General features: G+C 64.0%; 22 protein-coding genes and 1 tRNA gene. 12 read left to right on the top strand and 11 right to left on the bottom strand.

Translation table 11 applies throughout. The features are described from left to right. Complete coding sequence (locus EOA13_RS16535) at positions 1-318, bottom strand: DUF167 domain-containing protein (RefSeq protein WP_127294115.1); 318 nt, start codon at positions 316-318, stop codon at positions 1-3. Between the two features lie 13 nt (positions 319-331). Continuing rightward, entirely contained in the window at positions 332-622 is a 291-nt protein-coding gene (locus EOA13_RS16530) for a YggT family protein (protein WP_023811703.1), read from the bottom strand. Between the two features lie 250 nt (positions 623-872). Here EOA13_RS16530 and EOA13_RS16525 point away from each other — a divergent pair. From EOA13_RS16525 to EOA13_RS16495, 6 genes are all read left to right on the top strand, one after another. Continuing rightward, positions 873-948: transfer RNA gene (locus EOA13_RS16525), tRNA-Ala, on the top strand. Positions 949-1,279: 331 nt separating this feature from the next. Then, positions 1,280-2,029: a helix-turn-helix transcriptional regulator gene (locus EOA13_RS16520; RefSeq protein WP_127294113.1), complete on the top strand. Its 750-nt coding sequence runs from the start codon at positions 1,280-1,282 to the stop codon at positions 2,027-2,029. A gap of 531 nt (positions 2,030-2,560) precedes the next feature. Continuing rightward, a complete protein-coding gene (locus tag EOA13_RS16510) occupies positions 2,561-3,523 on the top strand; it encodes a SagB/ThcOx family dehydrogenase (RefSeq protein WP_245490398.1) in 963 nt (320 codons plus the stop codon). Positions 3,524-3,591: 68 nt separating this feature from the next. After that, entirely contained in the window at positions 3,592-3,846 is a 255-nt protein-coding gene (locus EOA13_RS16505) for a hypothetical protein (RefSeq protein WP_023811699.1), read from the top strand. 4 nt (positions 3,847-3,850) lie between these two features. Then, positions 3,851-4,108, top strand: coding sequence for a hypothetical protein (locus tag EOA13_RS16500; RefSeq protein WP_127294109.1), 258 nt, complete (start codon positions 3,851-3,853; stop codon positions 4,106-4,108). Between the two features lie 121 nt (positions 4,109-4,229). Next, positions 4,230-4,550, top strand: a complete 321-nt coding sequence (locus EOA13_RS16495) for a hypothetical protein (protein WP_164780107.1) — start codon at positions 4,230-4,232, stop codon at positions 4,548-4,550. A gap of 150 nt (positions 4,551-4,700) precedes the next feature. Here the strand turns inward: EOA13_RS16495 and EOA13_RS16490 are convergent, their stop codons facing one another. The 4 genes from EOA13_RS16490 to EOA13_RS16475 all read right to left on the bottom strand — a co-directional run bounded on the left by EOA13_RS16490 (position 4,701) and on the right by EOA13_RS16475 (position 7,935). Next, the gene (locus EOA13_RS16490; RefSeq protein WP_127294105.1) at positions 4,701-5,645 is read right to left on the bottom strand and encodes an energy transducer TonB; all 945 of its coding nucleotides are present in this window, start codon (positions 5,643-5,645) and stop codon (positions 4,701-4,703) included. Continuing rightward, positions 5,642-6,109 carry a TonB system transport protein ExbD gene (gene exbD / locus EOA13_RS16485; RefSeq protein WP_127294103.1) on the bottom strand — a complete coding sequence of 156 codons (468 nt, stop codon included), beginning with the start codon at positions 6,107-6,109 and terminating at the stop codon, positions 5,642-5,644. Before exbD ends, EOA13_RS16490 begins: the two co-directional genes overlap by 4 nt. 4 nt (positions 6,110-6,113) lie before the next feature. After that, entirely contained in the window at positions 6,114-7,079 is a 966-nt protein-coding gene (gene exbB / locus EOA13_RS16480; protein ID WP_127294101.1) for a tonB-system energizer ExbB, read from the bottom strand. Positions 7,080-7,143: 64 nt separating this feature from the next. After that, a complete protein-coding gene (locus EOA13_RS16475) occupies positions 7,144-7,935 on the bottom strand; it encodes an ATP-binding cassette domain-containing protein (protein ID WP_164780113.1) in 792 nt (263 codons plus the stop codon). Between the two features lie 179 nt (positions 7,936-8,114). Between EOA13_RS16475 and EOA13_RS16470 the strand changes: the two genes are divergently transcribed. From EOA13_RS16470 to EOA13_RS16450, 5 genes are all read left to right on the top strand, one after another. Beyond that, positions 8,115-10,334, top strand: coding sequence for a TonB-dependent siderophore receptor (locus EOA13_RS16470; protein WP_127294097.1), 2,220 nt, complete (start codon positions 8,115-8,117; stop codon positions 10,332-10,334). Positions 10,335-10,359: 25 nt separating this feature from the next. After that, positions 10,360-11,220 carry an ABC transporter substrate-binding protein gene (locus EOA13_RS16465; RefSeq protein ID WP_127294095.1) on the top strand — a complete coding sequence of 287 codons (861 nt, stop codon included), beginning with the start codon at positions 10,360-10,362 and terminating at the stop codon, positions 11,218-11,220. Further along, on the top strand, positions 11,217-13,220 hold the full coding sequence (gene fhuB, locus EOA13_RS16460; RefSeq protein ID WP_127294093.1) for a Fe(3+)-hydroxamate ABC transporter permease FhuB: 2,004 nt from the start codon (positions 11,217-11,219) through the stop codon (positions 13,218-13,220). Before EOA13_RS16465 ends, fhuB begins: the two co-directional genes overlap by 4 nt. A 109-nt stretch (positions 13,221-13,329) precedes the next feature. Beyond that, entirely contained in the window at positions 13,330-15,054 is a 1,725-nt protein-coding gene (locus EOA13_RS16455; protein WP_127294092.1) for an ABC transporter ATP-binding protein, read from the top strand. A 35-nt stretch (positions 15,055-15,089) separates the two neighbouring features. Continuing rightward, positions 15,090-15,764 carry an isochorismatase family cysteine hydrolase gene (locus EOA13_RS16450; protein WP_127294090.1) on the top strand — a complete coding sequence of 225 codons (675 nt, stop codon included), beginning with the start codon at positions 15,090-15,092 and terminating at the stop codon, positions 15,762-15,764. A gap of 236 nt (positions 15,765-16,000) precedes the next feature. On the opposite strand, the gene EOA13_RS16440 is transcribed toward EOA13_RS16450, so the two are convergent. Both EOA13_RS16440 and EOA13_RS16435 read right to left on the bottom strand, forming a co-directional pair. Continuing rightward, positions 16,001-16,942 (bottom strand): LLM class flavin-dependent oxidoreductase, encoded by a 942-nt coding sequence (locus EOA13_RS16440; protein ID WP_127294088.1) that lies wholly within the window; start codon positions 16,940-16,942, stop codon positions 16,001-16,003. Between the two features lie 109 nt (positions 16,943-17,051). After that, positions 17,052-17,207, bottom strand: a complete 156-nt coding sequence (locus EOA13_RS16435) for a hypothetical protein (protein WP_081738744.1) — start codon at positions 17,205-17,207, stop codon at positions 17,052-17,054. Positions 17,208-17,496: 289 nt separating this feature from the next. Between EOA13_RS16435 and EOA13_RS16430 the strand changes: the two genes are divergently transcribed. Next, positions 17,497-18,264 carry an SDR family oxidoreductase gene (locus EOA13_RS16430; RefSeq protein ID WP_127294086.1) on the top strand — a complete coding sequence of 256 codons (768 nt, stop codon included), beginning with the start codon at positions 17,497-17,499 and terminating at the stop codon, positions 18,262-18,264. Between the two features lie 252 nt (positions 18,265-18,516). Here the strand turns inward: EOA13_RS16430 and EOA13_RS16420 are convergent, their stop codons facing one another. From EOA13_RS16420 to EOA13_RS16410, 3 genes are read right to left on the bottom strand one after another with little or no spacing between them, the layout of a single operon-like run. Then, positions 18,517-19,461 carry an ABC transporter permease gene (locus EOA13_RS16420; protein WP_127294082.1) on the bottom strand — a complete coding sequence of 315 codons (945 nt, stop codon included), beginning with the start codon at positions 19,459-19,461 and terminating at the stop codon, positions 18,517-18,519. Next, entirely contained in the window at positions 19,458-20,513 is a 1,056-nt protein-coding gene (locus EOA13_RS16415) for an ABC transporter permease (protein WP_127294080.1), read from the bottom strand. Before EOA13_RS16415 ends, EOA13_RS16420 begins: the two co-directional genes overlap by 4 nt. After that, positions 20,513-22,024, bottom strand: coding sequence for an ABC transporter ATP-binding protein (locus tag EOA13_RS16410; RefSeq protein WP_127294078.1), 1,512 nt, complete (start codon positions 22,022-22,024; stop codon positions 20,513-20,515). The genes EOA13_RS16415 and EOA13_RS16410 overlap by 1 nt, the downstream gene beginning before the upstream one ends. Positions 22,025-22,156 lie beyond the last annotated feature (132 nt).

The following is a 22,156-nucleotide window of genomic DNA, read 5'->3' as shown; positions in this document are numbered from 1 at the left end:
TCAGGACTGATGGCCGAGCGCCTCGATGCTTTTCGCCAACGTCGCCGGATCGCCTTCAATGCGCACGGTCTTCAGCCGCGCGGTGCCGCCGGCGACAACCGAGACAGCGGAGCCCGGCATGCCCAGAGTCTTGGCCAGCAGCTTTTCGAGCGCATGATTGGCGTCGCCGTTTTCCGGCACGGCGCGGACGCGCGCTTTCAGATGGCTTCGCCCGTCCGCCGTGGTCTCGAAGCCTTCGAGCCTGTCCAGCGCAGCCTTTGGCGTCAGCCGGACAAACAGCTCGGCGCCGTTTTCGCGCAGGCGAAACGGCGTGCTCATAAGGTCATCCTGCTCACAGGATCAGAGGCGCCACCGTGGTGAGCAGAAACTGCCGCAGGAAGAACAGGATCAGAAGCAGGATGATTGGCGAGATGTCGATGCCGCCAAGGTCCGGCATGAAACGGCGGATCGGCCGCAACGCCGGCTCGGTCAGCCGGTAGAGCATGTTGCCGATGGAACCGACGAACTGGTTCTTCGAATTGACGACGTTGAAGGCGTAGAGCCAGGAAAAGATCGCCGAGGCGATGATGATCCACCAGTAGAGGTCAAGCGCCATGACGATTGTTTGAATGAGGGCGAGCATGCCGGTCTCCAATTGTTGCCGACATGTAGCCATTGCACGCGAAACCGGCAAGGGCCGCCTTTCTGTGGGGCGCCAATGCCGGCCCGGTCGGACCTGTAGGGTATGTCGCCGACACTGCAACGAACGCGCGACTGCACCGGCAAGGCCGCCTTCCGCCGGCGCCAGCTCGACGCTTGACGCACTGGATTTCGGCAAACCTCCGCCTTGACAGGAAACCGCGGCGCCCGATAAATGCGCCCATCCGCTGGACGGGGCTGTAGCTCAGCTGGGAGAGCGCGTCGTTCGCAATGACGAGGTCAGGAGTTCGATCCTCCTCAGCTCCACCAGCGGAATAATTCTTCACTCTCCGTGCCAGATGCAGTCCGCGACGCTCGTCCCGGCTTGCCCCCGCGGTTGGCATTTGCTGTGCCAGCGCGCCTTAAAAGGCCGCAGGCCGCACCGCCTGTTTTCGCAATATCCGGCAAGACTTTTGTCAATTGGACTTATGGCGGAAGCGCTCATCGATTGTTTCCGTTTTTTTTGCAAGCCGCCCCACTAAATTGACATTACCAAATCAGTTTTTTCTGTGCGTTGTGACCAGGCGTTTCGGCGGGGGCGACCGGAGACGCTATATGGATTTCGAGTCGAAATGAAAAATCCGCCTGCGGAAGCAAAGACGTGTCAATTCGCGAGAATCTCGCTGCAAACCTTAGACGGCTGTGCAAGGAGCATGCCTCCGTAAGTGCGGTATGCCGTGAGCTGCACATCAATCGCACGCAGTTCGAACGCTACCTGCAGGGCCAGACCGTTCCCAACAAGGCCACCGCCAAGCTGATATGCGATTACTTTCGGATCGACGAAGCCGAACTGTACCAGGATCCCGGCGCACCCGAGCCAGCGATGCGTGGCCTGCCGCCGGTTTCCGAGAGCCTGTTCAACCAGATGATCCGCCCTCCCAGTCCTTCGATCGCGGGCGGCACCTATTTCACCTATTTCTCGATCCCGGGCCGCCTCGACCTCCTGATGCGCTCGGTGACCTTCGTGCGGCGCGAAGCCGAACTGGTCACCTTCCGAAGGGTCACCGGATGGTCGGAGCGCCGGGGATCGACCTGGGCACGAGCGCGCGGCAATCACTATGGCGTGGCGATCTCGCGGCTGAACTGGATCTATTTCAGCGGCATCAATCGCCGCCAGACCGGGGAGCCGTCGCTGATCTCCGTGCAATGGGCCCCCATCTCCGAACCGGTGCTGATGGGCAAGGCCATGCTTCTGACGGAGGCCGGCCCGGCATTCGTGTCCGTCATCATGCGGCGAGACATTGCCAACATCCACGCAAGGGATGCCATCAGCATGGCGCATGTCATCAGTCTCGACGATCCGGGCGTCGACCAACTGGTTGTCAGCCTCACCCGAGACGGGTTGGGCTAGTCCCCTCGGGCCGCCGTCTCTTACGCCAAATAAGAATAAGTATACGTCGATAAAGCGTATCGCAGCGATTGTCTACTCTGTATCTGAATAAAATCGATATTTTACACTTTAATGCCAGGAAAGATAATCCACGCGTCCGTCTTCGGCTCGTGGTTTTACTATGATTTTAACAAACTATTAACTCTCCCGACCTTACCTTTCTTTACGCGGATCCCGTTCTGGGGGTCTTTCAACGGACCCGAATGGGGGTCAAGAAAGGGATAAAAAATGGCCAAGAAAGTGACCAATGCTCCGAAGCTGACGATTGCCGCCGGCACGCAGACCGTCTTCTTTTCGCAGGGCATGCACTACAACAAGCGCTGAAGCCGTTCTGCGCCGACGAGCGGTTCGCTTGTCGGCGCCTCGGCTCCGCAGATGGCATCCAGCTTCATGAAAATGCGCTCTTCGAAAACGCTTGTTTTCTACCCCGGACCGAACAAGGTCACGGCATGCAACTTCCTGACCAGAAGCGTGTTTGAATGCAGCCCCGAGATGGTCGGCCTTCTCGCATCGTGGGACAAATGGGCATCGACGGCGGACATTGCCCGCGCCCATGGATGGTCGAAGTCCGAGTTGAAGGCTGTCGTTCCCCAGTTGCTCGATTTCTCCGCGCTGGTCACAGCCGGATCGCCTCTCGCCGAGCAGGAGGAACAGTTTTCAGGACAATGGCGTTGGGGGCTTCCGACGGCGCTGATGCATTTCTGCGTCCAGGACAGCGAATACATGACCATCGAGCAAGCGGAAGAGCGGCAGATAGAACGCGCCGGTCATACGCCGCAGCCGAACCTCATGCTCAAGAATTCCGCGGGCGCCATCCAGCTGCCGAATGCACTGGAAGACAATGAACTTCTTAGCTTGATGGCGCGGCGCCGCACCAACCGCACGGCGGCTCAGCCCACCATCACGGCCAAACAGCTTTCCGATTGCCTGTTTGCAGGGCTCGGCATCATCGGCGAGACCGCCAATTGCGTTGGCACCCTGCCGCTCGGCATGACCCCTTCCGGCGGCGCGCGAAATCCCTATGAGGCCTATGTGGTCGCGCTCGGCGTCGATGGCCTCGAACCCGGTGTCTATCACTATTCCGCCGCGGATCACGACCTTGGCAGGATTTCCGCAAACCATCTGCCGAAGATCTCCGAACTGGTCGGCGGACAGGAGTGGGCCGACGCCATGCCGTGCCTGGTCCTGCTTTGCGCCAAGCTCGATCGCACGATGTGGAAATATGAGGACGCCAACGCCTATCGTGTCGTGCTGATCGAGGCCGGCCATATCGGCCAGAACATTATGCTGGCGGCGACCAACCATGGCCTGTCGGCATGTCCGACAGCCGCGCTCAGTCATTCCGCGATCAAGCGGTTGCTTGGTCTCGACAGTTTCACCGACGCACCGATCTATGCCTTGACCCTCTCGACCCCGGAAAGAGATCCCTCGACGGCGGGCCAATCCATCAATTAGTCGACCAACTATGTGCCGTCCGGCCAGTAACGCGTTCCCCAGGGTATAACCAGAGACAGGAGCAGCACGTGCCAAATCAATCCTTACGCCAGTCGGAAATCGATAGTCTTCAATATATTTCGTCGATGACCAATGAGCTCGTGCAAATGGCCGAAGCCAGCCGTTTTCCGATGATCTCCTATCTGCTCGGCATGGCCTATGCAGAGGCTTTCGACGTTCTTCGCGGCGCACGGCCGGCCAGGCATGCGCAGCTCAGCGGCAACCCGCTGCACCCCAAGGCGCAGGCAAAAGACACTCGGGCCGTCCAGCCACGGAGAGCGTAGCGACATGCAATCGTCAGCCGCATGCGCGGTGGCCGGCTGGACCTCCCCAAACCGTTGGGAGACACTGTGCGCGTTGCAAAGCCTGCTGCCCTTGCTGAAGAAGGCCGCGACGGATCTGCGCCGCGCCGACATGGTCTACTGGTTCGAGCAGGCCGACGCCGAGGTCGCCAACATCATCAGGGGCCACCCCTCCGATGCAACCGCCATCCCGGCCCTGATTGCATCCTGCCCGCAGGACCGGCAGTCGGTCGCTCAAGCTTGATGCATGTCGCCCGCCCAAACGCGACGCGTTCATTGGCGCCGCTGAAAATGCTCTGATCACCAGTTTTTCAATTTCGGACCGGAACCTATTGCGCGTCTGGAATGCCAAGGGGGACCTGCACATGAACATGATAGCCAACATCAGAAGCGTCGATGCCAGGGAAAGCATTTTCAGCCGGCTCGACGTCTTGATCGCCAGGCGGCCGCCATCGCCTGACGCCGCGCGGGTCGAGGCCCGCCAACTCGTCTCGATGGCGATTGCCGACAGCTGCCAGGCCGACAGTCTCTGGGGTACAGTGGATGCTTTCCACGCCCATTTCGACTTCATGATGCAGACCATCGAGATCAACGGCGCCGATGACCCGGGCCTCGGGCCCTTGCGCACGAAATGCCGATTCTATCTCGAACAGGTCGAGGCCCTGAGCCTGTCATTGGCCTATTGACAGGCCGGCCGATCAAGTTCGGCTCTAGAGCAATTCTAGGAAAAGTGTGAAGCGGTTTTCCCGGGAAAAGCGCGTAGCGCTTTCCCTAGATAATTGCGTCAAAACAAACAGTTAGAGCAGTTCGCCGTTTCCGTGAAACGGTGAAATGCTCTAGTTGCGCAGGCTGAACACGAACGGCGCTGTACGGCTCAGACGCGAACCGAGTTCCGGTGGCGGTGCCGGCACCGTGGCGCCTTGCAGCACGGCGAGCGCCGCACGGTCCAGATCCGCATCCCCCGAGGAACGAGAGAGCCTGGCGGACAGGACCCGGCCGGACGAGTCGACCGTGAAGGCGACATACGGCCTGCCTTCGACGCGTCGGGCCTTGGCAGAGCTGGGATAGCGCGTGTGCCGCTTGATCCAGGCGCCCAGACGGGAGTCCCATTTGCTGGAGTCGCCGGAGCGAGACGTCGATTCCGCCGACTTCGGCGCGGCGGTCCTGGCCGCGGGCCGTGCGTCCGCGCTGGCGGCGGTTGCCGTCTTCGGCGGGGGCGCCTTCTCCTTCTTAGGCCGCGGCTTGGGCTTCTCGACAGGCTTTTTCGCCTTGGCCGCGACCGGTTTCTTGTCTTTGACAGCTTCGACCGGTTTCGGCTGCGGCAAGGGAATGACGACGTCGGGCGTGACAGCCTCGGCAACATCGGGGACGACCTCATCCGGCGGCGGCTGATCGACCTCTTCAGCCGTTTCGGTCTGGGTGGGTTGGGTCTCGTCTGGCGCGACCGCTTCCGGCGGCTCGACAACCGGCTCCGCCTTTTCGACCGGTTCTTCAGGTGTCGGCTTGGTCGTCGGTGTCGGTTCGGTCTGATCTGGCGTCACCGCATCCAGCGCGGCGACCTGTTCTTCCACGGCCGGCATCACCACCATCGGTGCCATCTCGATCATCTGGGCCGGAGGTGGGCCGCCATCCGCTTCGGTGACCATTGTGAGGTTCTGCACTGCATAGGCGACCGCGACATGGGCTCCAAGGACCAGCGCGGCAGCACCGGCCCACAAGCCAAGGTCGCGCCAACCGAAGCGCGACAACTGGACCGAGGGCACAGCGACCGCCTGCGTCATGGCGTCGGCGCACCCGTGGCTGCGGGCGCCGGAGAATTGGACGCGGAAGCCGTCTCCAGGCCGACCAGCGCGATCTTCAGATAGCCGGCACCGCGCAACAGGTTCATCGCCTCCATCAGGTCGCCATAGGCGACCGCCTTGTCGGCGCGCAGGAAGATGCGCGTCTGCTTGTCGCCCTTGGTCTTGGCGTCCAGCGTCGTGACGAAAGCCGGGCGCGGCACGCTGTCATTGCCGATCGCCAGCGTCAGATCGTCCTTCAGCGTCAGAAACAGCGGTGTCTCGGGCCTCGCTGCGGGCGTTGCCGTCGAACCAGGCAGATCGACATTGACATCCACCGTGGCCAGCGGTGCCGCGACCATGAAGATGATCAACAGCACCAGGATGACATCGATGAACGGGGTGACGTTGATCTCGTGGCTTTCCTCGAGATCGTCATCCATGGTCTGTCGGATTCTGCTTCCCATGGCGCTACTCCGCCGCCAGTGGCGTTGCCGGCGCAACGGTGCGGAAGTCCAGGTCGCGGCTGACCAGCCGTTCGACCCCGGCCGAGGCATCGGCGAGGATCTGCCGATAGCCGGCTATCGAGCGGGCAAAGACGTTGTAGATGACGACGGCCGGTATCGCCGCGACCAGGCCCATCGCGGTGGCCAGCAGCGCTTCGGCGATGCCCGGCGCGACCACGGCGAGATTGGTGGTCTGCGCCTGCGAGATGCCGATGAAGGCGTTCATGATGCCCCAGACCGTACCGAACAGGCCGACGAAGGGCGCGGTCGAGCCGATCGTCGCCAGCACGCCAGTGCCGCGCGACATGCGCCGCGCCGCCGCCGCCTCGATGCGCGACAGGCGCGACGTGACCCGTTCCTTGAGGCCGTCGCCCGAGACATGATCGAGCGCGCCGGCCGAGAGTGCGGTCTCCTCCTCGGCCGCCCGCACCAGCAGCGCGCCGGGACCGCCGCTGCGGTCAAGGGTACGGCTGGCCTGCTTCAGCGTGGCGGCGCCGCCGATCGCCCGCACGGCGCGACGGATGCGCAGCTTGCCACTGAGAAGCTCCAGCGACTTGGCCAACCATATCGTCCAGGTGACGAGGGAGGCAAAGGCCAGCCCGATCATCACCGCCTTGACGACGATATCGGCCGCCATGAACATGCCCCATGGCGACAGGTCATGCGGCAAGGTCATCTCCATCGCCGTCGAAGGTCCGGCCTCGGCCGGCGCGGCCATATTCGGCTGCGTGCCTGGTTGCGAAGGCGCCATTGTGGCCGGCGGAGCGACTGCCGGTGCGGCGGGTGCGGGTGCAATCGGCGCTGGGGCTGCGGGCACGGCGGGGGCTTCGACCGCCGGCGCGGCACCGGCGGGTTGCTCCTGGGCCATCGCGCTGCCGGCCGACAGGATGACGGATGCGACCAACGCCGCCAACAAACCAGTTCTCGACAACAGCTTCTTCCTTGTTCTCATAGCGGCCTGCCGCCTTTTATTCCCGCCGCCGCATCAGATATTGTCACTGCACATAGCCGACAGGCTGGCCGGTGACGGGGTGCGCGAACACGCCCATCTCCACACCGAAAATGCCTTTCAGCACATCGCTGCGCATGATCTCGCCGGGCGTGCCGCGCGTCAGCAGCTTGCCGTCCTTCAGCGCGATCAGTTCGTCGCAGTAGCGCGCCGCCATGTTGGGATCGTGCAGCACGACGACGACACATAGGTCGCGTTTGCGGCTGAGCTCCTTGACCAGCCCGAGCACCTCGACCTGATGGGCGATGTCGAGTGCCGAGATCGGCTCGTCGAGCAGCATGACGCCGGCGTTCTGCGCCACCAGCATGGCGAGCCAGGCGCGCTGGCGCTCGCCGCCCGACAATTCGTCCACCAGCCGGTCGGCAAAACCCTCCATATCGGTCAGGGCCAGCGCCTCCTCGACATGCTGCCTGTCCTCGGCGCGGAAACGGCCAAGCGCGCCATGCCAGGGATAGCGCCCGAGCGTCGCCAGTTCGCGCACCGTCAGGCCGGTCGCCGCAGGCGTCGTCTGCGGCAGATAGGCAAGCGCGCGGGCAAATTCGCGGGCACCCCATTGCGGCAACGGACGCCTGGCGAAAGTGATGGCGCCTGAACTCGCCGGCTGCTGGCGCGCCATGAGCTTGATAAGCGTCGACTTGCCCGAACCATTGTGGCCGATCAGCCCATAGACGCGCGAGCGCTCCAGTTCGAGCGAAACCGGACCGAGCAGCGTCCGCTCGCCGACGGCAAAGCGTACGGCATCGATATGGAAGGCAGTCTGGGTATCAATTCCAGCCATGCTCATGGCTTTTCTCCAGTGCGGCCGCCCGCATTTCCAGATTCCGGCTTTCGACGGGTCATGCCCGGTTGACTATGAAACATGACCTTACTAGTCAACATTGAAGATGACTGCAACGATCAACAAATCGTCGCGACCGGCAATATCGGCACGGAATTTGGAAACGGGGGGCGCACCGAATGATTTCAGGACATGGACCGATTTGGCAGAACCGGATAGCGCGCAAGCGCCTGCTGATCGCAACGGTGTCGCTGCCGGCCCTGCTTGACTGCGGCCATGCACTGGCCCAGGAGACGGTCACCACCACCCTGGACCCGATCAACGTCCAGGAACGTGTCGAAAGCGCTTTCGGGCCGGTCAAGGGCTACGTTGCCACCAAGGGCTCCACCGGCACCAAGACCCACACGCCGCTGATCGAGACGCCGCAATCGATATCGGTCATCACCAGGGACCAGATGGAAGCGCAAGCCGTCGACAGCCTGAACAGCGCGTTGCGCTACACACCCGGCGCCACAGGCAATCTCTACGGCACCGACAATCGTGGCCTTGGCCTGCAGTTGCGTGGCATTTCGAACGCCAATGGCGTCTTCTACAAGGACGGGCTGCAGCTCAAGGAGAGCAATTTCACGCTGTTCACCGCGCTCGATTCTTATGGCGCGGAACGCTACGAGGTGCTGCGCGGACCGGCGTCGGTGCTTTATGGCCAGGCAAGCCCCGGCGGCATCATCAACTATGTCAGCAAACGGCCAACCGAGGAAAACCTGCGCGAGGTCGAATTCGGTGGTGGCAGCTTCAATCGGTATGAAGGCAAGTTCGATTTCAGCGGTGCCGTGAACGCCGACAAGTCGCTGCTGTTTCGCCTCACCGGTGCCGCTCACATGGGCGACACGCAGACCGACTTCGTCGAGGACGACCGCATCTTCATCGCGCCGGCGATCACCTGGCAGCCCGATGCCGACACCAGCCTGACCATCCTCGCCAACTATCAGCGCGATCGCTCGGGATGGGCGATGCAGTATCTGCCTGCCTACGGCACGGTCATACCGGGCAAGGACGGCAAGTACCTGCCGAACAGCATGTTCGTCGGCGAACCCGGCTTCGACTCCTACAACAACGACCAGGCCTCGATCGGCTACGAATTCGATCACCGTTTCAACGAGACCTGGCAGGTTCGACAGCATGCCCGCTACGTCCACCTTACCCACACCGAGGAAGGCGTCTTTGGTGGCGGACTGACGGACTCGAACAGCCTGGAACCTTCAAGCGGCGACTACTACCGTTATGCAGATGCCGGTGGCACCAAGCTCAGCGGCGTCACCATCGATAACCAGGCACAAGCCGATTTCGACACCGGGCCGCTTGCCCACACGTTGCTCGTCGGCCTCGACTACAAACGCTATACTTACCGCGACTATGCCTCGGAAGGGACCGTCGAGGACGGTTTCAACGTCTTCGATCCGGTCTACGGCTACAAGATCGGTGATCTGACGCCCTACACCGATACCGACACCACCCAGCAGCAAGTTGGCCTTTATGCGCAGGATCAGATCAAGCTCGGCAACTGGCGGCTGACCCTTGGTGGCCGCCAAGATTGGTCGGACGCCAAGGTCTACAACAATCTGGCCGGCGGCTACATTCCCGAGCAGAAGGACAACGCCTTCACCAGCCGGGCAGGGCTCGTCTACCTCGCCGACAACGGGCTTGCACCCTATGTCAGCTACTCCGAATCGTTCCAGCCGGTGGCGGGCGCCGACAGCGACGGCAATCTGTTCGTGCCCGAGACCGGCAGACAATACGAGATCGGGCTGAAGTACCAGCCGACCGGCTGGAATTCCTTCATTACGGCATCAGTTTTCGACCTGACCCGGCAGAATGTCGTGCGTTCCGGTAATGAGGGCTCACCCAACGATCTGTTCCAGACCGGGGAGATCCGTTCGCGCGGCGTGGAACTGGAAGCCGTGGCGAGCCTGGATGCGGGCCTCGATCTGAGAGCGGCCTACACCTACCTCGACACCAAGATCACCAAGGCGACCGCTGTCGAAGACGTCAACGGCGTCTGGGTCAGCAACGAAGGCAACATGCCCTTCGGCGTGCCGGCCCATTCCGCATCGCTTTGGGCCAATTACACCTTCATGAGCGGCAAGCTCGAAGGTCTCGGCCTGGGTGCCGGCGTCCGCTATGTCGGCTCGACCTATGGCGACGACGCCAACAGCTTCAAGGTTCCGTCGGTCGTGCTCGCCGACGCGGCGGTGCATTACGCCTGGCAGAACGCCACGCTCAGCCTCAATGCCAGCAATCTGTTCAACAAACGCTACGTCGCCTCCTGCTTCTCCTCGGGCTTCGGCTGCTTCTACGGCGAGGGCCGCAGGATCAACGGTTCGGTGAAATACACATGGTAGAAGCAAGGTGGCGGGCCGACCCAAAATGGCGGCGCTGACACGGCGCCAGTATCTTGCCGGCCTCGCCGCGACCGGCCTCGCCTTGCCGGGCGGCATGGCACGCGCGGCACCTGCCCGCGTCGTCTGCCTGGAATGGACGTCGGCCGAAATCGTGGTCTCGCTCGGCCTGTCGCCGCTCGCCGTCGGCGACATCAGGGGTTACGGCGACTGGGTGCAGGGCCCGGCACTGCCGCAGGCCACCATCGACCTGGGATCGCGCAGCGAGCCCAATCTCGAACTGCTCAGGGAATTGCGGCCGGACCTGATCGTCGGCGCCTATGGCTATGGCTTGGACGAGAACAGCTTCACCAGATTGGCGCCGACCTTCAACGTGCCGTTCTACAGCGGCAAGGCTCCACCTTACGCGCAGGCGCAACAGGTGACGCTGCAGCTTGGCGACATGCTTGGCCGCAGGACGGAAGCAGGAAACCTTGTCGGGCGCATCGAAGCCTCGATCGCCCAAGCGCGTGCCAAGCTGGAGCGGGCGGTGCAGAAACCGGTCTGCGTCGTCAGCATGTTCGACGATCGGCATATCCGCGTCTACGGCGCCGGCAGCCTGCTGCAGGATGTCCTCGACCGGCTCGGCCTCCTCAACGCCTGGACCGGCGCCACCAATGAATGGGGTTTTTCGACGGTCGGCATCGAGGAACTGGTCGCCGTCGGCGGGGCGCAGCTGATCTCGCTCGATCCTATCCCGCCGCACATCAGGATCAGGATTGCCCGCAGCTCGCTCTGGGCCAATCTGCCCTGCGTCCGGAACGGCCAAGTGCGGACCATTCCGCCAGTCTGGCCGTTCGGCGGTCTCACTGCTGCCGCGCGTTTCGCCGAATTCGTGGCAGCGGCATGATCGCCCAGGCAATGTCCCTGCCGCGACGGAGCGACGGCATCGGCGCGCTTATCCTGTTGGTAGCCGTGCCTGCGGGGCTGGCGCTGATGCTGACCGTCTTCGATCTCATCCACCTTCTGCCGACGCACCTGTGGTGGCAGGCGCTCACCGCCCCCAACACATCCGATCCAGCGCAGTTGCTGTATCGCTATGCCTTCCTGCCGCGTGTCGCCGTTAGCGTGCTGGCCGGCGCGGCACTTGGTCTCGCCGGTGCCATCATGCAACATGTGCTGCGCAACCCGCTGGCCGAGCCGACCACGATCGGCACCAATGCCGGAGCGAGCCTCGCTTTGGCGGCCGCCACCCTCTACGCACCATGGCTGCTGGAAGGCGGCCGCGAAGGCGTGGCGCTGGCTGGCGGCGCTCTCGCCACATCAGCCGTTTTCGCACTGGCGCGCGGGCGCAGCTTTTCGCCGGTGTCGATCATCATCGCCGGTCTCGTCGTCAGCCTCACTTTCGGCTCGGCCGGCGCGCTGCTGATGGCGCTCAACCGCGAATACACCGAGGAGCTGTTCATCTGGCAGAGCGGCTCGTTGGTGCAGAATGGCGACGCGGCGGTCGTTGCTCTGGCGCCGTGGCTGCTGGCCGGCATCTGCGCCGCGTTCCTGCTCTGGCGACCGCTACGCCTGCTCGATCTCAGCGACGACGGCGCGGCATCGCTCGGCACCCGGCCGGCCGTCATCCGTCTTGCCGGCATGGCTGTCGCCGTCTCGCTCAGCGCGCTGGTCGTCGCCGAGGTGGGCGTCATCGGTTTCGTGGCGCTCGCCGCCCCGGCTGTGGCGCGGCTGGCCGGAGCGCGCACGCTTGGCCGCCGCCTGGTCTGGTCGCCGCTGGTCGGCGGTGCCCTGCTCTGGCTCACCGACCGTCTGGTGCAGCATCTGCCGTTCGCCGGCGAAATCCCCGCCGGCACCGCGACCGCTTTGCTCGGCGCGCCGCTGCTGCTGTTCCTGTTGCCGCGAATGCGAACCACTCCCGAAAGGCAAGCCGACATGGTGTCGTCGGTACGCCTGCCGACAAACGGCCTGCCTTTGATCGCGGGCCTGCTGGCGCTCATTCTCGCGGTTGTCCTCGCCATCGGCTTTGGCCGTGGCGGAGGCGGTTGGCACTGGATCGCATCTGCGGATTTGACCGAGCTAATTGCCCTGCGCGCGCCTCGCGTCGTCGTCGCCCTGTCGGCGGGCGTCCTGCTCGCCGTCGCCGGCACGCTGATGCAGCGCATGACCGGCAACCCGATGGCCGCGCCCGAGGTCCTGGGCATTTCCGGCGGCGCCTCTTTCGGCGTGCTGGCGCTGCTGTTGCTCAGCGAAGGCTTCGACCGCGCGGCAATGCTCGGCGCCGCCCTCGCCGGCGCCATGCTGGCGCTGACGATCGTTGTTTTGGCCGGGCGGCGCAATGCCCTGTCGCCGGAACGGCTGCTGCTTGCCGGCGTCGCCGTTGCGACGGTCGCGTCCGCCTTCGCCGCGCTGCTTCTGGCCAGCGGCGATCCGCGCATGGACTTCCTGCTCACCTGGCTGTCGGGATCGACCTATCGCGCAACACCCAATGATGCCCTCACCGCCGCAACGGTCGCGGTCGCCGTCCTCGCGCTGGCGCCGCTGACCGCGCGCTGGCTCGATATACTGCCGCTCGGCGAAACCGCCGCGCGTGGCCTTGGCCTGCGACTGGGACGTGTTCGCGCCACATTGCTTGCGCTCACCGCATTGGCCACCGCAACCGCGACATTGGTCATCGGCCCGTTGAGCTTCGTCGGCCTGATGGCACCGCATCTCGCGCGCATGCTCGGCTTCCGCCGCGCCGTGCCGCAGCTTCTGGCCTCTGCCATGACAGGCGGGCTGATCCTCGTTGCCGCCGACTGGGCAGGGCGGACGCTGATCTTTCCCTGGCAAGTGCCGGCCGGCCTCATCGCCGCCTTCGTCGGCGGCCCCTATTTCATGGCGCTGATGTGGAAAGGCAGGCAATGAAGTCGGCCCTGGCATATTGCCGGCCCTGCCCTGCCGATTGTAAGCAGCGCCCATCGATGGCGGCCGGCGCCCTCGCCGCGTCCATCAAGACAGCTTGCGGTTCACCTAGATGATCAGACGTTTCCTTTCCTACTACGCGCCCTGGAAGGGGCTGTTCGCGCTCGACTTCTCCTGCGCGGTGCTGGCCGGTCTGCTCGAACTCGGCTTTCCCATGGCGGTCCGCACCTTCGTCGACCAGCTCCTGCCGCAGCAGGACTGGACGCTGATCATCATCGCGTCCGCCGGGCTGCTGGTGATCTATCTGCTTAACACGGTGCTGATGGCGGTCGTCACCTATTGGGGCCACATGCTCGGCATCAACATCGAGACCGAGATGCGGCGCAAGAGTTTCGACCATCTGCAGAAACTGTCGTTCCGCTTCTACGACAACCACAAGACCGGCCACCTCGTCGGCCGTGTCACCAAGGATCTCGAGGAGATCGGCGAGATCGCGCATCATGGCCCCGAGGACCTGTTCATCGCCATCATGACCTTCGCCGGCGCCTTCGTGCTGATGTTCACGGTCAACATGCATCTGGCGCTGATCACGGCGGTGATCGTGCCTCTGATCGCCTGGGTGACGATGCGCTACGGCGACCGCATGGAGCGCAACTGGCAGGCGCTCTACCGGCGTGTCGGCGATTTCAACGTCCGCATCGAGGAGAATGTCGGCGGCATGCGCGTCGTCCAGGCCTTCGCCAACGAGGAGCATGAGCGCACGCTGTTCGCGCATGACAACCAGCGCTACCGCCAGACCAAGCTCGACGCCTACCGCATCATGTCGGCCAGCAATTCGCTGAACTATATGGGCATAAGGCTGATCCAACTCGTGGTCATGATCGCCGGCAGCTACCTCGTCATTACGGGAGGCCTGAGCAATGGCGGCTTCGTCGGCTTCCTGCTTCTGGTCGGCGTCTTCGTGCGGCCGATCGAGAAGATCAATTCGGTGATCGAGACCTATCCAAAAGGCATTGCCGGCTTCCGCCGCTACACCGAGCTGCTCGACACCGAACCCGACATCGCCGACCGGCCTGATGCCGTTACCGCCAGCGGGCTCAAGGGCGACATCGAATACCGCGGAGTGAGCTTCGGCTACGGCGACGGCAAGCCCGTGCTCAGGGATATCGATCTCACCATTCACGCCGGCGAAACCATCGCCTTCGTCGGCCCGTCGGGCGCCGGCAAGACCACCATATGCTCGCTGCTGCCGCGGTTCTACGAAGTCAGCGCCGGGCGGATCAGCATCGACGGCATTGATATCAGGGACATGACGCTCGCTTCGCTGCGCGGCCAGATCGGCATCGTCCAGCAGGATGTGTTCCTGTTCGGCGGCTCGATCCGCGAGAACATCGCCTATGGCCGTCTCGGCGCCTCCGACGAGGCCATCACCGATGCCGCGCGGCGGGCGCAGCTCGACGGCATGATATCGGGCCTGCCGGCCGGCTATGACACGATCATCGGCGAGCGCGGCGTAAAATTGTCCGGCGGCCAGAAGCAGCGGCTGGCGATCGCCCGCATGTTCCTGAAGAACCCGCCGATCCTTATCCTCGACGAGGCGACGTCGGCGCTCGACACCGAGACCGAGCGCGAAATCCAGAAGTCGCTGGCCGAACTTGCCGAGGGCCGAACCACGCTGGTCATCGCACACCGGCTGGCAACGATCCGCAGCGCCGACCGCATCGTCGTCGTCTCGGAGTCGGGCGTCGTCGAACAGGGGTCGCACAGCGAACTGATCCGTGCCGGCGGCATCTATCGGCGCCTGCACGACGCCCAGCATCTGGTGTCATCGCGTTGATCCACTATGGTAGCGGCCAAAGCAGGGAGCCCCGGATGATCAAGGCAACGCCCTTCGATTTCCCCTATGACGGCAGGCTGGTGGCCGAAAACACCGCGCTGATCGTCATCGACCTGCAGCAGGATTTCCTTTCGACATCAGGCTATTTCGCCAGGCAGGGCTATGATCCGTCGCCTCTGAGAGCGATCCTGCCGACGGTGAGCCGGCTGATCGCGGCCGCGCGCAAGGCCGGCGTCGGGGTCATCCACACGAGGCAGGGCTATCGGGCTGACATGGCCGACATGACGCCTTACGAAAAATGGCGACGCAAGCGCGCCGGTCTCGACGGCACCGATATCCTGCTGCGCTCGGGCAAGGGGTTCCAGATCGTTCCGGAGATCGACGTGGCACCGCACGACATCATCGTCGACAAGACCTGCAACAGTGCCTTCACCTACACGGATTTCGAGCTTGTCCTGCGCGCGCAAGGCATCACGCATCTCATGTTTTCCGGATGCACGACGGATGTCTGCGTCCACACCACGCTGCGCGAAGCCTGCGACCGGAATTTCCAATGCCTGACGATCTCGGACGCTTGCGCCAGCGGCGACAGACAAGCGCACGAAGCAGCGCTTCACATGGTGACGGTTGAGGATGGCGTCTTTGGCGCGCTCGCTGATTCCAGCGCTGTCATTGAAGGCTTGTCGCGATTGTCGGGCATGGCGAGTTAGGGCGCCAAGATCAATGCCGGCGGGACAGCACCCCCCTCTGGCCTGCCGGCCATCTCCCCCGCAAGGAGGGAGATTGGCTGTCATCTCGGCTTTCACCAATCGCCAACGGGGCAAGACCAGCGCTGCGGGTGAAGCGGTCGATCTCCCCCTCCTTGCGGGGGAGATGTCCGGCAGGACAGAGGGGGTGTGAAGGATCTCGGCGTTACCGGAATAGCTTTCATTCCGTAGGCCAGAACTCAGCCCGTTGCGCGCGTCTCCAATCCTGCACGAGACGCATATGCCCCAGGCTGGAATGCCTCGTGTTCGCGACGCGCCAGCGAATTGCGCAGCAGGGCGATGGTTTCCCGGCCGACCGTTGCGATCTCACGCGGCGTGTCGACGCCGACAATCATGAATTCATCGATCCCGAGGGCTGCATAGGCAAGCAGCGACAGGGCGGCCTGGGCTGGCGGCCCGACAACATCGACTGCCTTGTGGCCGGAGGCGGAAGCACCTTGGTGAATCCCGACCGGAAGCGCGAAGCGCAGCTTGCCGGCCCGGCCATGTTCGGTGGCGGAGCGGTGCACCCGCTCCATCAATTGCCGGATCTCATCGATCGAGCCCGGCGCCAATTCAAAGACATCGGCATGCCGGCCGGCAACTTTGAGTGCCGTTCCGGACTGCCCGCCCATGCGGATGACCAGGTCGGCGCCGTGCGGTCCCTTGCGCGGCACGTAGCCGCCCTTGATGCTGTAGAACGTTCCTTCGTGGTCGAAGGGCCGGTCGTTCGACCACAGCCGCTTCAGCAACACCAGATATTCGTCTATGCGCTGCCAGATGACGGTGTGCCCGACCGGCCGTGTTTCGGCGTCGGCATCGCTCAGCGGCTCGCTGATCATTCTCAGAGCCAGGCGCCCGCCGCTTTTCCTGTCGATCGACGCCAGTTGGCGGGCCGCCACGGTCGGTTCGACCACGCCCGCCCAATGGGTGAGCACGACTTCCAGCGACGAGGTGCGGTCGAGCACTTGGGCCGCAAGATCCATGTTGGTCAGCAGTCCGGCCGAATCGTCGACGACGATCTTGCGGAAGCCGCCATCCTCGATCAGCCCGAGCTTGGTCGCGGTCTCGGCAAAATCGTAGAAAAAGGGAACCGCGGCATCGGCGGTCTTGCCGGGAATATGCGTGAACTCGATCGGCATTGCCATGTCCTCCGTGGTGTCGGGCGCGCGAAAGCACGCCGAGGATTCGGTTCATTCAACTCCGATTGCCTGAAAGCGGTGGGCAGTTAACCCCGGTCGATCTGACGACTCAGGGAATAAGACCCAGAACCACTGCCCCGGTGAACACGAACGCAAGGGCAAAGACGAGATAGGCGAAAGCCCCGGCATAGGCCGGGCGAAAAGCCTGGGCATTGGCCGCCCGCTGACCGCTACGATCCGTCTGGGCGTTCTGGATATAGGACATATCGACCTCCGTCTCGGCGATTAATCTATAAAATTTGTAGACTTTGTCGATTGCTATTTTTGGGCCAAAGATAGAATAGTTTTCTCCTATGGTGCCGGAAGTTGGTAGGCACTTGCTTAGAGGGCGCCCTCCGACGGCCGATCCATATGGCGCGTCCGTTCTCGCTTCTGCGTGTGAATGGACCTATTACCTTGCCCTCGCTGCACTCAATTCGTGGATTGGCCGCCCGGCGCGGGCGCGGTAGCATCGCCCAACCAGCAAAGCGAAATCGTCACACAGGGGCAGAAAAATGGGCACAAGACTGGCCGGCAAGGTCGCCATCATTTCGGGAGGAGCGACGGGAATGGGTGGAGCGGCTTCGGAGCTGTTCGCCGCCGAAGGCGCCAAGGTGGCGATCATCGACCGCAACGGCGAGGCGGCCGCCGCAACCGCAGCGACAATCAGGGCGCGCGGCCATGTCGCCGAGCATTTTGTCGCCGACGTCTCCGACGAGGCACAGGTCGAAGCGGCGGTGAAGGGTGCGACGGAAACACTCGGCCCGGTCACCGTGCTGTTCAACCACGCCGGCACCATCGTGATAAAACCTTTCCTGGAGACCACGGTGCAGGAATGGGACTGGCTGCATGCCGTCAATGTGCGCTCGATGTTCCTGATGACGCGCGCCGTTTTGCCCGGCATGATTGCGGCCGGCGGCGGCTCGATCGTCTGTACTTCGTCGATCTCGGCGGTGGCGGGGACTCCCAACGAAGTGCTCTACGACACCACCAAGGGCGCTTGCCACATGTTCGCCCGCGCCATCGCCGTCGAGTTCCGCGACCGCAACATCCGCTGCAATGCGGTCTGCCCCGGCTTCATCCGCACGCCGCACGGCCTGCGCGAGGTCGCCGACCTCGGCAGGCTCGGCGTCGACGTCTCCGACGCGGCGCTGGCCGCGCAGCAGGGCCGCATCGGCGAACCGGAAGAGGTGGCGAGGGCAGCGCTCTACCTGGCCAGCGACGAGTCGAGCTTCGTCAACGGCACGCATCTGTTCGTTGACAACGGCTTTACCGCGATGTGAAGCTTTCCAGGGTTCAGGTTCTTCGTCCCAGGGACGGCTTGGCGCCCTTCCTCTACCCCGTCGATCGGGGGAGAGGTGTCGAGCGCAGCTCGACGGAGTGGGGGTCGACCGTTGGCGCGGCACAGGAAGGTTCTTGCGCCTTGGTCCCCTTTCAATATCCGTTGGCGACCGTTGCCAGTTGGTTCCCCCACTCCGTCGCTGCTTCGCAGCGCCACCTCTCCCCCCTCCGGAGGGAGAGGAAAGGACACTCGTCTACCGCTCTTCCCTACGAAACGGCTTGAGCAGCGCCGACGGCGCCACCGCGTTGCGCGACATCACCGCCATGGCGACGATGGTGAAGATGAACGGCAGCATCAGGAACGCCTCGTAGGGGATGTGTCCGAGCCCGCTGGCCTGCATGCGCAGCTGCAGTGCATCGACGAAGGCGAACAGCAGCGCGGCCCCCGCCGAGCGCCACGGATCCCAGCGGCCGAATACGACCAGCGCGATCGCCACCCAGCCGCGCCCGGACACCACGCCGAAGGTGAAGGCGTTGAACTGCGCCATCGACAGGAAGGCGCCGGCCAGCCCCATCAGCGCCCCGCCGAGGATGACAGCCTGGAAGCGCGTGGCGATGACGCTGACACCGGCCGAATCGGCGGCGCGAGGATTTTCACCGACCATGCGCACCGACAGGCCCCATGGCGTGCGGTAGAGCACGAAGGCGGCCAGCGGAATGGCCAGGATCGCCATGTAAACCAGCGCAAACTGGTTGAACACCGCCGGCCCGAGCACCGGAATGTCGGAGAGGAGCGGGATCGGCAGCGTCTGAAAACCCTTGATGTTGGGCGGCACCGACTGCTGGCCGAAGATCAGCCGGTAGAGGAAATAGGCGAGGCCCGACGAGAACAGCGTCACGCCGATGCCGCAGACATGCTGGCTGAGGCCGAGCACCACCGTGAACAGCGCATGCAGCGCGCCCATCAGCATGCCGGTCAGCACCGCCGCCAGCACGCCGAGCCACAGGCTGCCGCTGAGGCTGGCAGCGGTGAAGCCTGTCATCGCCGACAACAGCATGATGCCTTCGATGCCGAGATTGAGCACGCCGGCCCGCTCCGAGAACATTTCGCCGAGCGTCGCGAAAGCCAGCGGCGTGGCAATGCGGATGATCGCGGCCAGGAAGCCAACCTGGAATATCTGTTCGAACACCGCGCTCATCGGGCAACTCCGACGCGACGGATGCGATAGGCGGTGAACAGCAGCGCCACCAGCATGGCAAGCAATGCGGTGCCCTGAATGACGTCACTGAGGAAGGCCGGCACGCCGGTCGCCCGCGACATCGCCTCGGCGCCGGTCATCACGGCGGCAAGGAAGATCGCCGCCGGCACCACGCCGAGCGGGTTGAGCCGCGCCAGCATGGCAACGACGATGCCCGAATAACCGTAGCCCGGCGAGATGTCGCTCATCACCTGGAAATGCACGCCGCCGACCTCGCCGACGCCGGCCAACCCGGCCAACGCACCGGACAGCAGCGCCGTCGAGATCAGCACGCGCTCGACGTTGATGCCGCCATATCTAGCCGCTTCCGGGTTCTCGCCGGTGACCCTTATCCGGAAGCCAAGCGTGGTGCGCACGATCAGGAACCAGATCAGCGGTGCCGCGAGCAGCGCCACAACGACGCCGAGATGCAGCCGCGTGCCTTCGAGCAGCACCGGGAAATTGGCCGAATCCTCGATCGGCGGCGAGATCGGATAGCCGCTGAAACTGTCCTTCCACGGCCCCTCGATCAGCGCCATCAAGGCGTAATAGATGACCGAGTTGAGCAACAGCGAACTGACGACATCATCGACCTTGAATTTTACTCTGAGCGTCGCCGGCACCAGCGCGACTGCGGCTCCCGCTGCGGCGCCGGCCACCGCCATCAAGACCATGGCGAGCGGCCCCGGCATTGGAATGGCGCCGACAAAGCAGCTGGCCACCGCGCCGGCCAGGAATTGCCCTTCGGCGCCGATGTTCCAGAATTTTGCTCGGAAGGCGACCGCGACCGCCAGTCCGGTGAAGATCATGGGTGTTGCACGCACCATCGTTTCGGTGATCGCATAGCTGTCGCCCAGCGACGCCGTGAACATCACGCCATAAGCTTCGAGCACGCCGGCGCCGGCCAGCGCAATCAGGCCGCTGCACAAGATGAGCGTTGCTCCGATCGCCAGCAATGGCAGAGCGAGGTTGAACCAGGTCGGCGTCGAGCTGCGGACCTCCAGGCGAAACATCAGCTGTGGCCCTCCGCCCCGGTCATCATCAGGCCGAGCCGCGCGATCGTCGCATCGGCGCTGTCGAGCGTGCCGACGATGCGGCCCTCATACATCACCGCGATGCGGTCGCAGAGCACCAGCAGCTCTTCGAGATCCTCGCCGATGACGATGATCCCGCAGCCCTTGGTCCGCATGTCGAGGAACTTTTCGTGGATGAAGCGCGCAGCACCGATATCGAGGCCTCGCGTTGGCTGCGAGACAACAAGCACCTTCGGATCGAAGGCAAGCTCGCGTGCCAACAACGCCTTCTGCAGATTGCCGCCGGACAATGCGCCGGCCCGGGTCATCGGCCCAGGGCACCTGATATCATAGGCCTTGATCTGCGCCTCGGCAAAGGCGCGGATCGCATCCGGCTTGAGCAGGCCCTTGCTGCTGAACGCTGTGGTGCCGATGCGCGGCAGCACCATCGAATCGGCCAGCGGCAGGTTGGTGACCAGCCCGGTCGTCATGCGGTCTTCCGGGATACGGCCAAGTCCGAGCGCCTGCACCTCGCGCGGCGAAAACCGAGGGACCTTTTGGCCGGCAATCGTCATCCGGCCGGCATCGGGCACACGTGTCCCGGAGATCACCTCCGCCAGCGCCCGCTGGCCATTGCCCGACACTCCGGCAATGCCGAGGATTTCGCCGGCACGGACGGCAAGCGATACGTCGCGCAGCGCCGTGCCCGAATGATGCGAGGTTGAGATACCGTCGAGCGTCAGGACATCAGCACCCGGCGCCGATGGTCCCCGCGCCGGCGGCACGATCTCATGGCCGCACATCAGTGTTGCCATCTCCGAGGATGTCGTGTTGGCCGGGTCATCGACGCGGCCGGCAACGCGGCCATGCCGCAGCACCGTGCAGCGATGCGTCAGCGCCCGCACCTCGTTGAGCTTGTGCGAGATGAAGATAATGCCGAGACCTTGCGCCGCCATAGAACGCAACGCCAAAAACAGCCCGTCGACCTCGCTTGGCGCCAGCACCGCCGTCGGCTCGTCGAGGATCAGCAGCCTGGCGCCACGAAACAGCGCCTTGACGATTTCGAGCCGCTGCTGCTCGCCGACCGACAGCGCCGAGACCGGCAGGTCCGGGTCAAGCATCAGCCCATGCTGGCGGCCGATCTCGGCCAGCCGCGCCAGCCCGCCGGCGCGGTCGACCCGTCCTGTCTTGCCGGGAATGCCGATGAGCAGGTTTTCCAGCACCGTCAGCCGCGGCGCGAGGTGAAAATGCTGGTGCACCATGCCGATGCCGGCGGCCAGCGCATCGGCGGAACTGGTGATCCGCACCGTCTGGCCCTGGATGAGAATCTCGCCGGCGTCGGGCGCATAGGCGCCGAACAGCACATTCATCAGCGTCGTCTTGCCGGCGCCGTTTTCGCCCAGTAGCCCGAGGATTTCGCCGGGCGCGACGCTGAGATCGACGGCCTCGTTCGCCTTGACGGCGCCAAAGCTCTTGGTGATGCCGCGCATTTCGATTAGGGGGGCGGGCAAGGGTGCTCCTGCGGAGAGAGGCTCTGCTTCACCCTCCCCCTTGTGGGGAGGGTCGGCTCGCAGTCGGAGCGAAGCGGAGATTGCGAGACGGGGTGGGGTTGCGACGCCGAAGACCCCCGCCCCGCTCCGCTT

It is taken from the genome of Mesorhizobium sp. M7A.F.Ca.US.011.01.1.1 (assembly GCF_003998295.1).
Classification (GTDB): domain Bacteria; phylum Pseudomonadota; class Alphaproteobacteria; order Rhizobiales; family Rhizobiaceae; genus Mesorhizobium.
Note: the sequence above shows the minus strand (reverse complement) of the source record. Positions and strands in the feature narration are given on the sequence as shown.

What these genes read in the sequence shown, in the direction of transcription:
- EOA13_RS16535 (WP_127294115.1), bottom strand. Translation starts at nt 318, where the DNA reads ATGAGCACGCCGTTTCGCCTGCGCGAAAACGGCGCCGAGCTGTTTGTC.
- EOA13_RS16530 (WP_023811703.1), bottom strand. Translation starts at nt 622, where the DNA reads ATGCTCGCCCTCATTCAAACAATCGTCATGGCGCTTGACCTCTACTGG.
- EOA13_RS16510 (WP_245490398.1), top strand. Translation starts at nt 2,561, where the DNA reads ATGGTCGGCCTTCTCGCATCGTGGGACAAATGGGCATCGACGGCGGAC.
- EOA13_RS16500 (WP_127294109.1), top strand. Translation starts at nt 3,851, where the DNA reads ATGCAATCGTCAGCCGCATGCGCGGTGGCCGGCTGGACCTCCCCAAAC.
- EOA13_RS16495 (WP_164780107.1), top strand. Translation starts at nt 4,230, where the DNA reads ATGAACATGATAGCCAACATCAGAAGCGTCGATGCCAGGGAAAGCATT.
- EOA13_RS16490 (WP_127294105.1), bottom strand. Translation starts at nt 5,645, where the DNA reads ATGACGCAGGCGGTCGCTGTGCCCTCGGTCCAGTTGTCGCGCTTCGGT.
- exbD (WP_127294103.1), bottom strand. Translation starts at nt 6,109, where the DNA reads ATGGGAAGCAGAATCCGACAGACCATGGATGACGATCTCGAGGAAAGC.
- EOA13_RS16475 (WP_164780113.1), bottom strand. Translation starts at nt 7,935, where the DNA reads ATGGCTGGAATTGATACCCAGACTGCCTTCCATATCGATGCCGTACGC.
- EOA13_RS16470 (WP_127294097.1), top strand. Translation starts at nt 8,115, where the DNA reads ATGATTTCAGGACATGGACCGATTTGGCAGAACCGGATAGCGCGCAAG.
- EOA13_RS16465 (WP_127294095.1), top strand. Translation starts at nt 10,360, where the DNA reads ATGGCGGCGCTGACACGGCGCCAGTATCTTGCCGGCCTCGCCGCGACC.
- fhuB (WP_127294093.1), top strand. Translation starts at nt 11,217, where the DNA reads ATGATCGCCCAGGCAATGTCCCTGCCGCGACGGAGCGACGGCATCGGC.
- EOA13_RS16455 (WP_127294092.1), top strand. Translation starts at nt 13,330, where the DNA reads ATGATCAGACGTTTCCTTTCCTACTACGCGCCCTGGAAGGGGCTGTTC.
- EOA13_RS16450 (WP_127294090.1), top strand. Translation starts at nt 15,090, where the DNA reads ATGATCAAGGCAACGCCCTTCGATTTCCCCTATGACGGCAGGCTGGTG.
- EOA13_RS16440 (WP_127294088.1), bottom strand. Translation starts at nt 16,942, where the DNA reads ATGCCGATCGAGTTCACGCATATTCCCGGCAAGACCGCCGATGCCGCG.
- EOA13_RS16435 (WP_081738744.1), bottom strand. Translation starts at nt 17,207, where the DNA reads ATGTCCTATATCCAGAACGCCCAGACGGATCGTAGCGGTCAGCGGGCG.
- EOA13_RS16430 (WP_127294086.1), top strand. Translation starts at nt 17,497, where the DNA reads ATGGGCACAAGACTGGCCGGCAAGGTCGCCATCATTTCGGGAGGAGCG.
- EOA13_RS16420 (WP_127294082.1), bottom strand. Translation starts at nt 19,461, where the DNA reads ATGAGCGCGGTGTTCGAACAGATATTCCAGGTTGGCTTCCTGGCCGCG.
- EOA13_RS16415 (WP_127294080.1), bottom strand. Translation starts at nt 20,513, where the DNA reads ATGTTTCGCCTGGAGGTCCGCAGCTCGACGCCGACCTGGTTCAACCTC.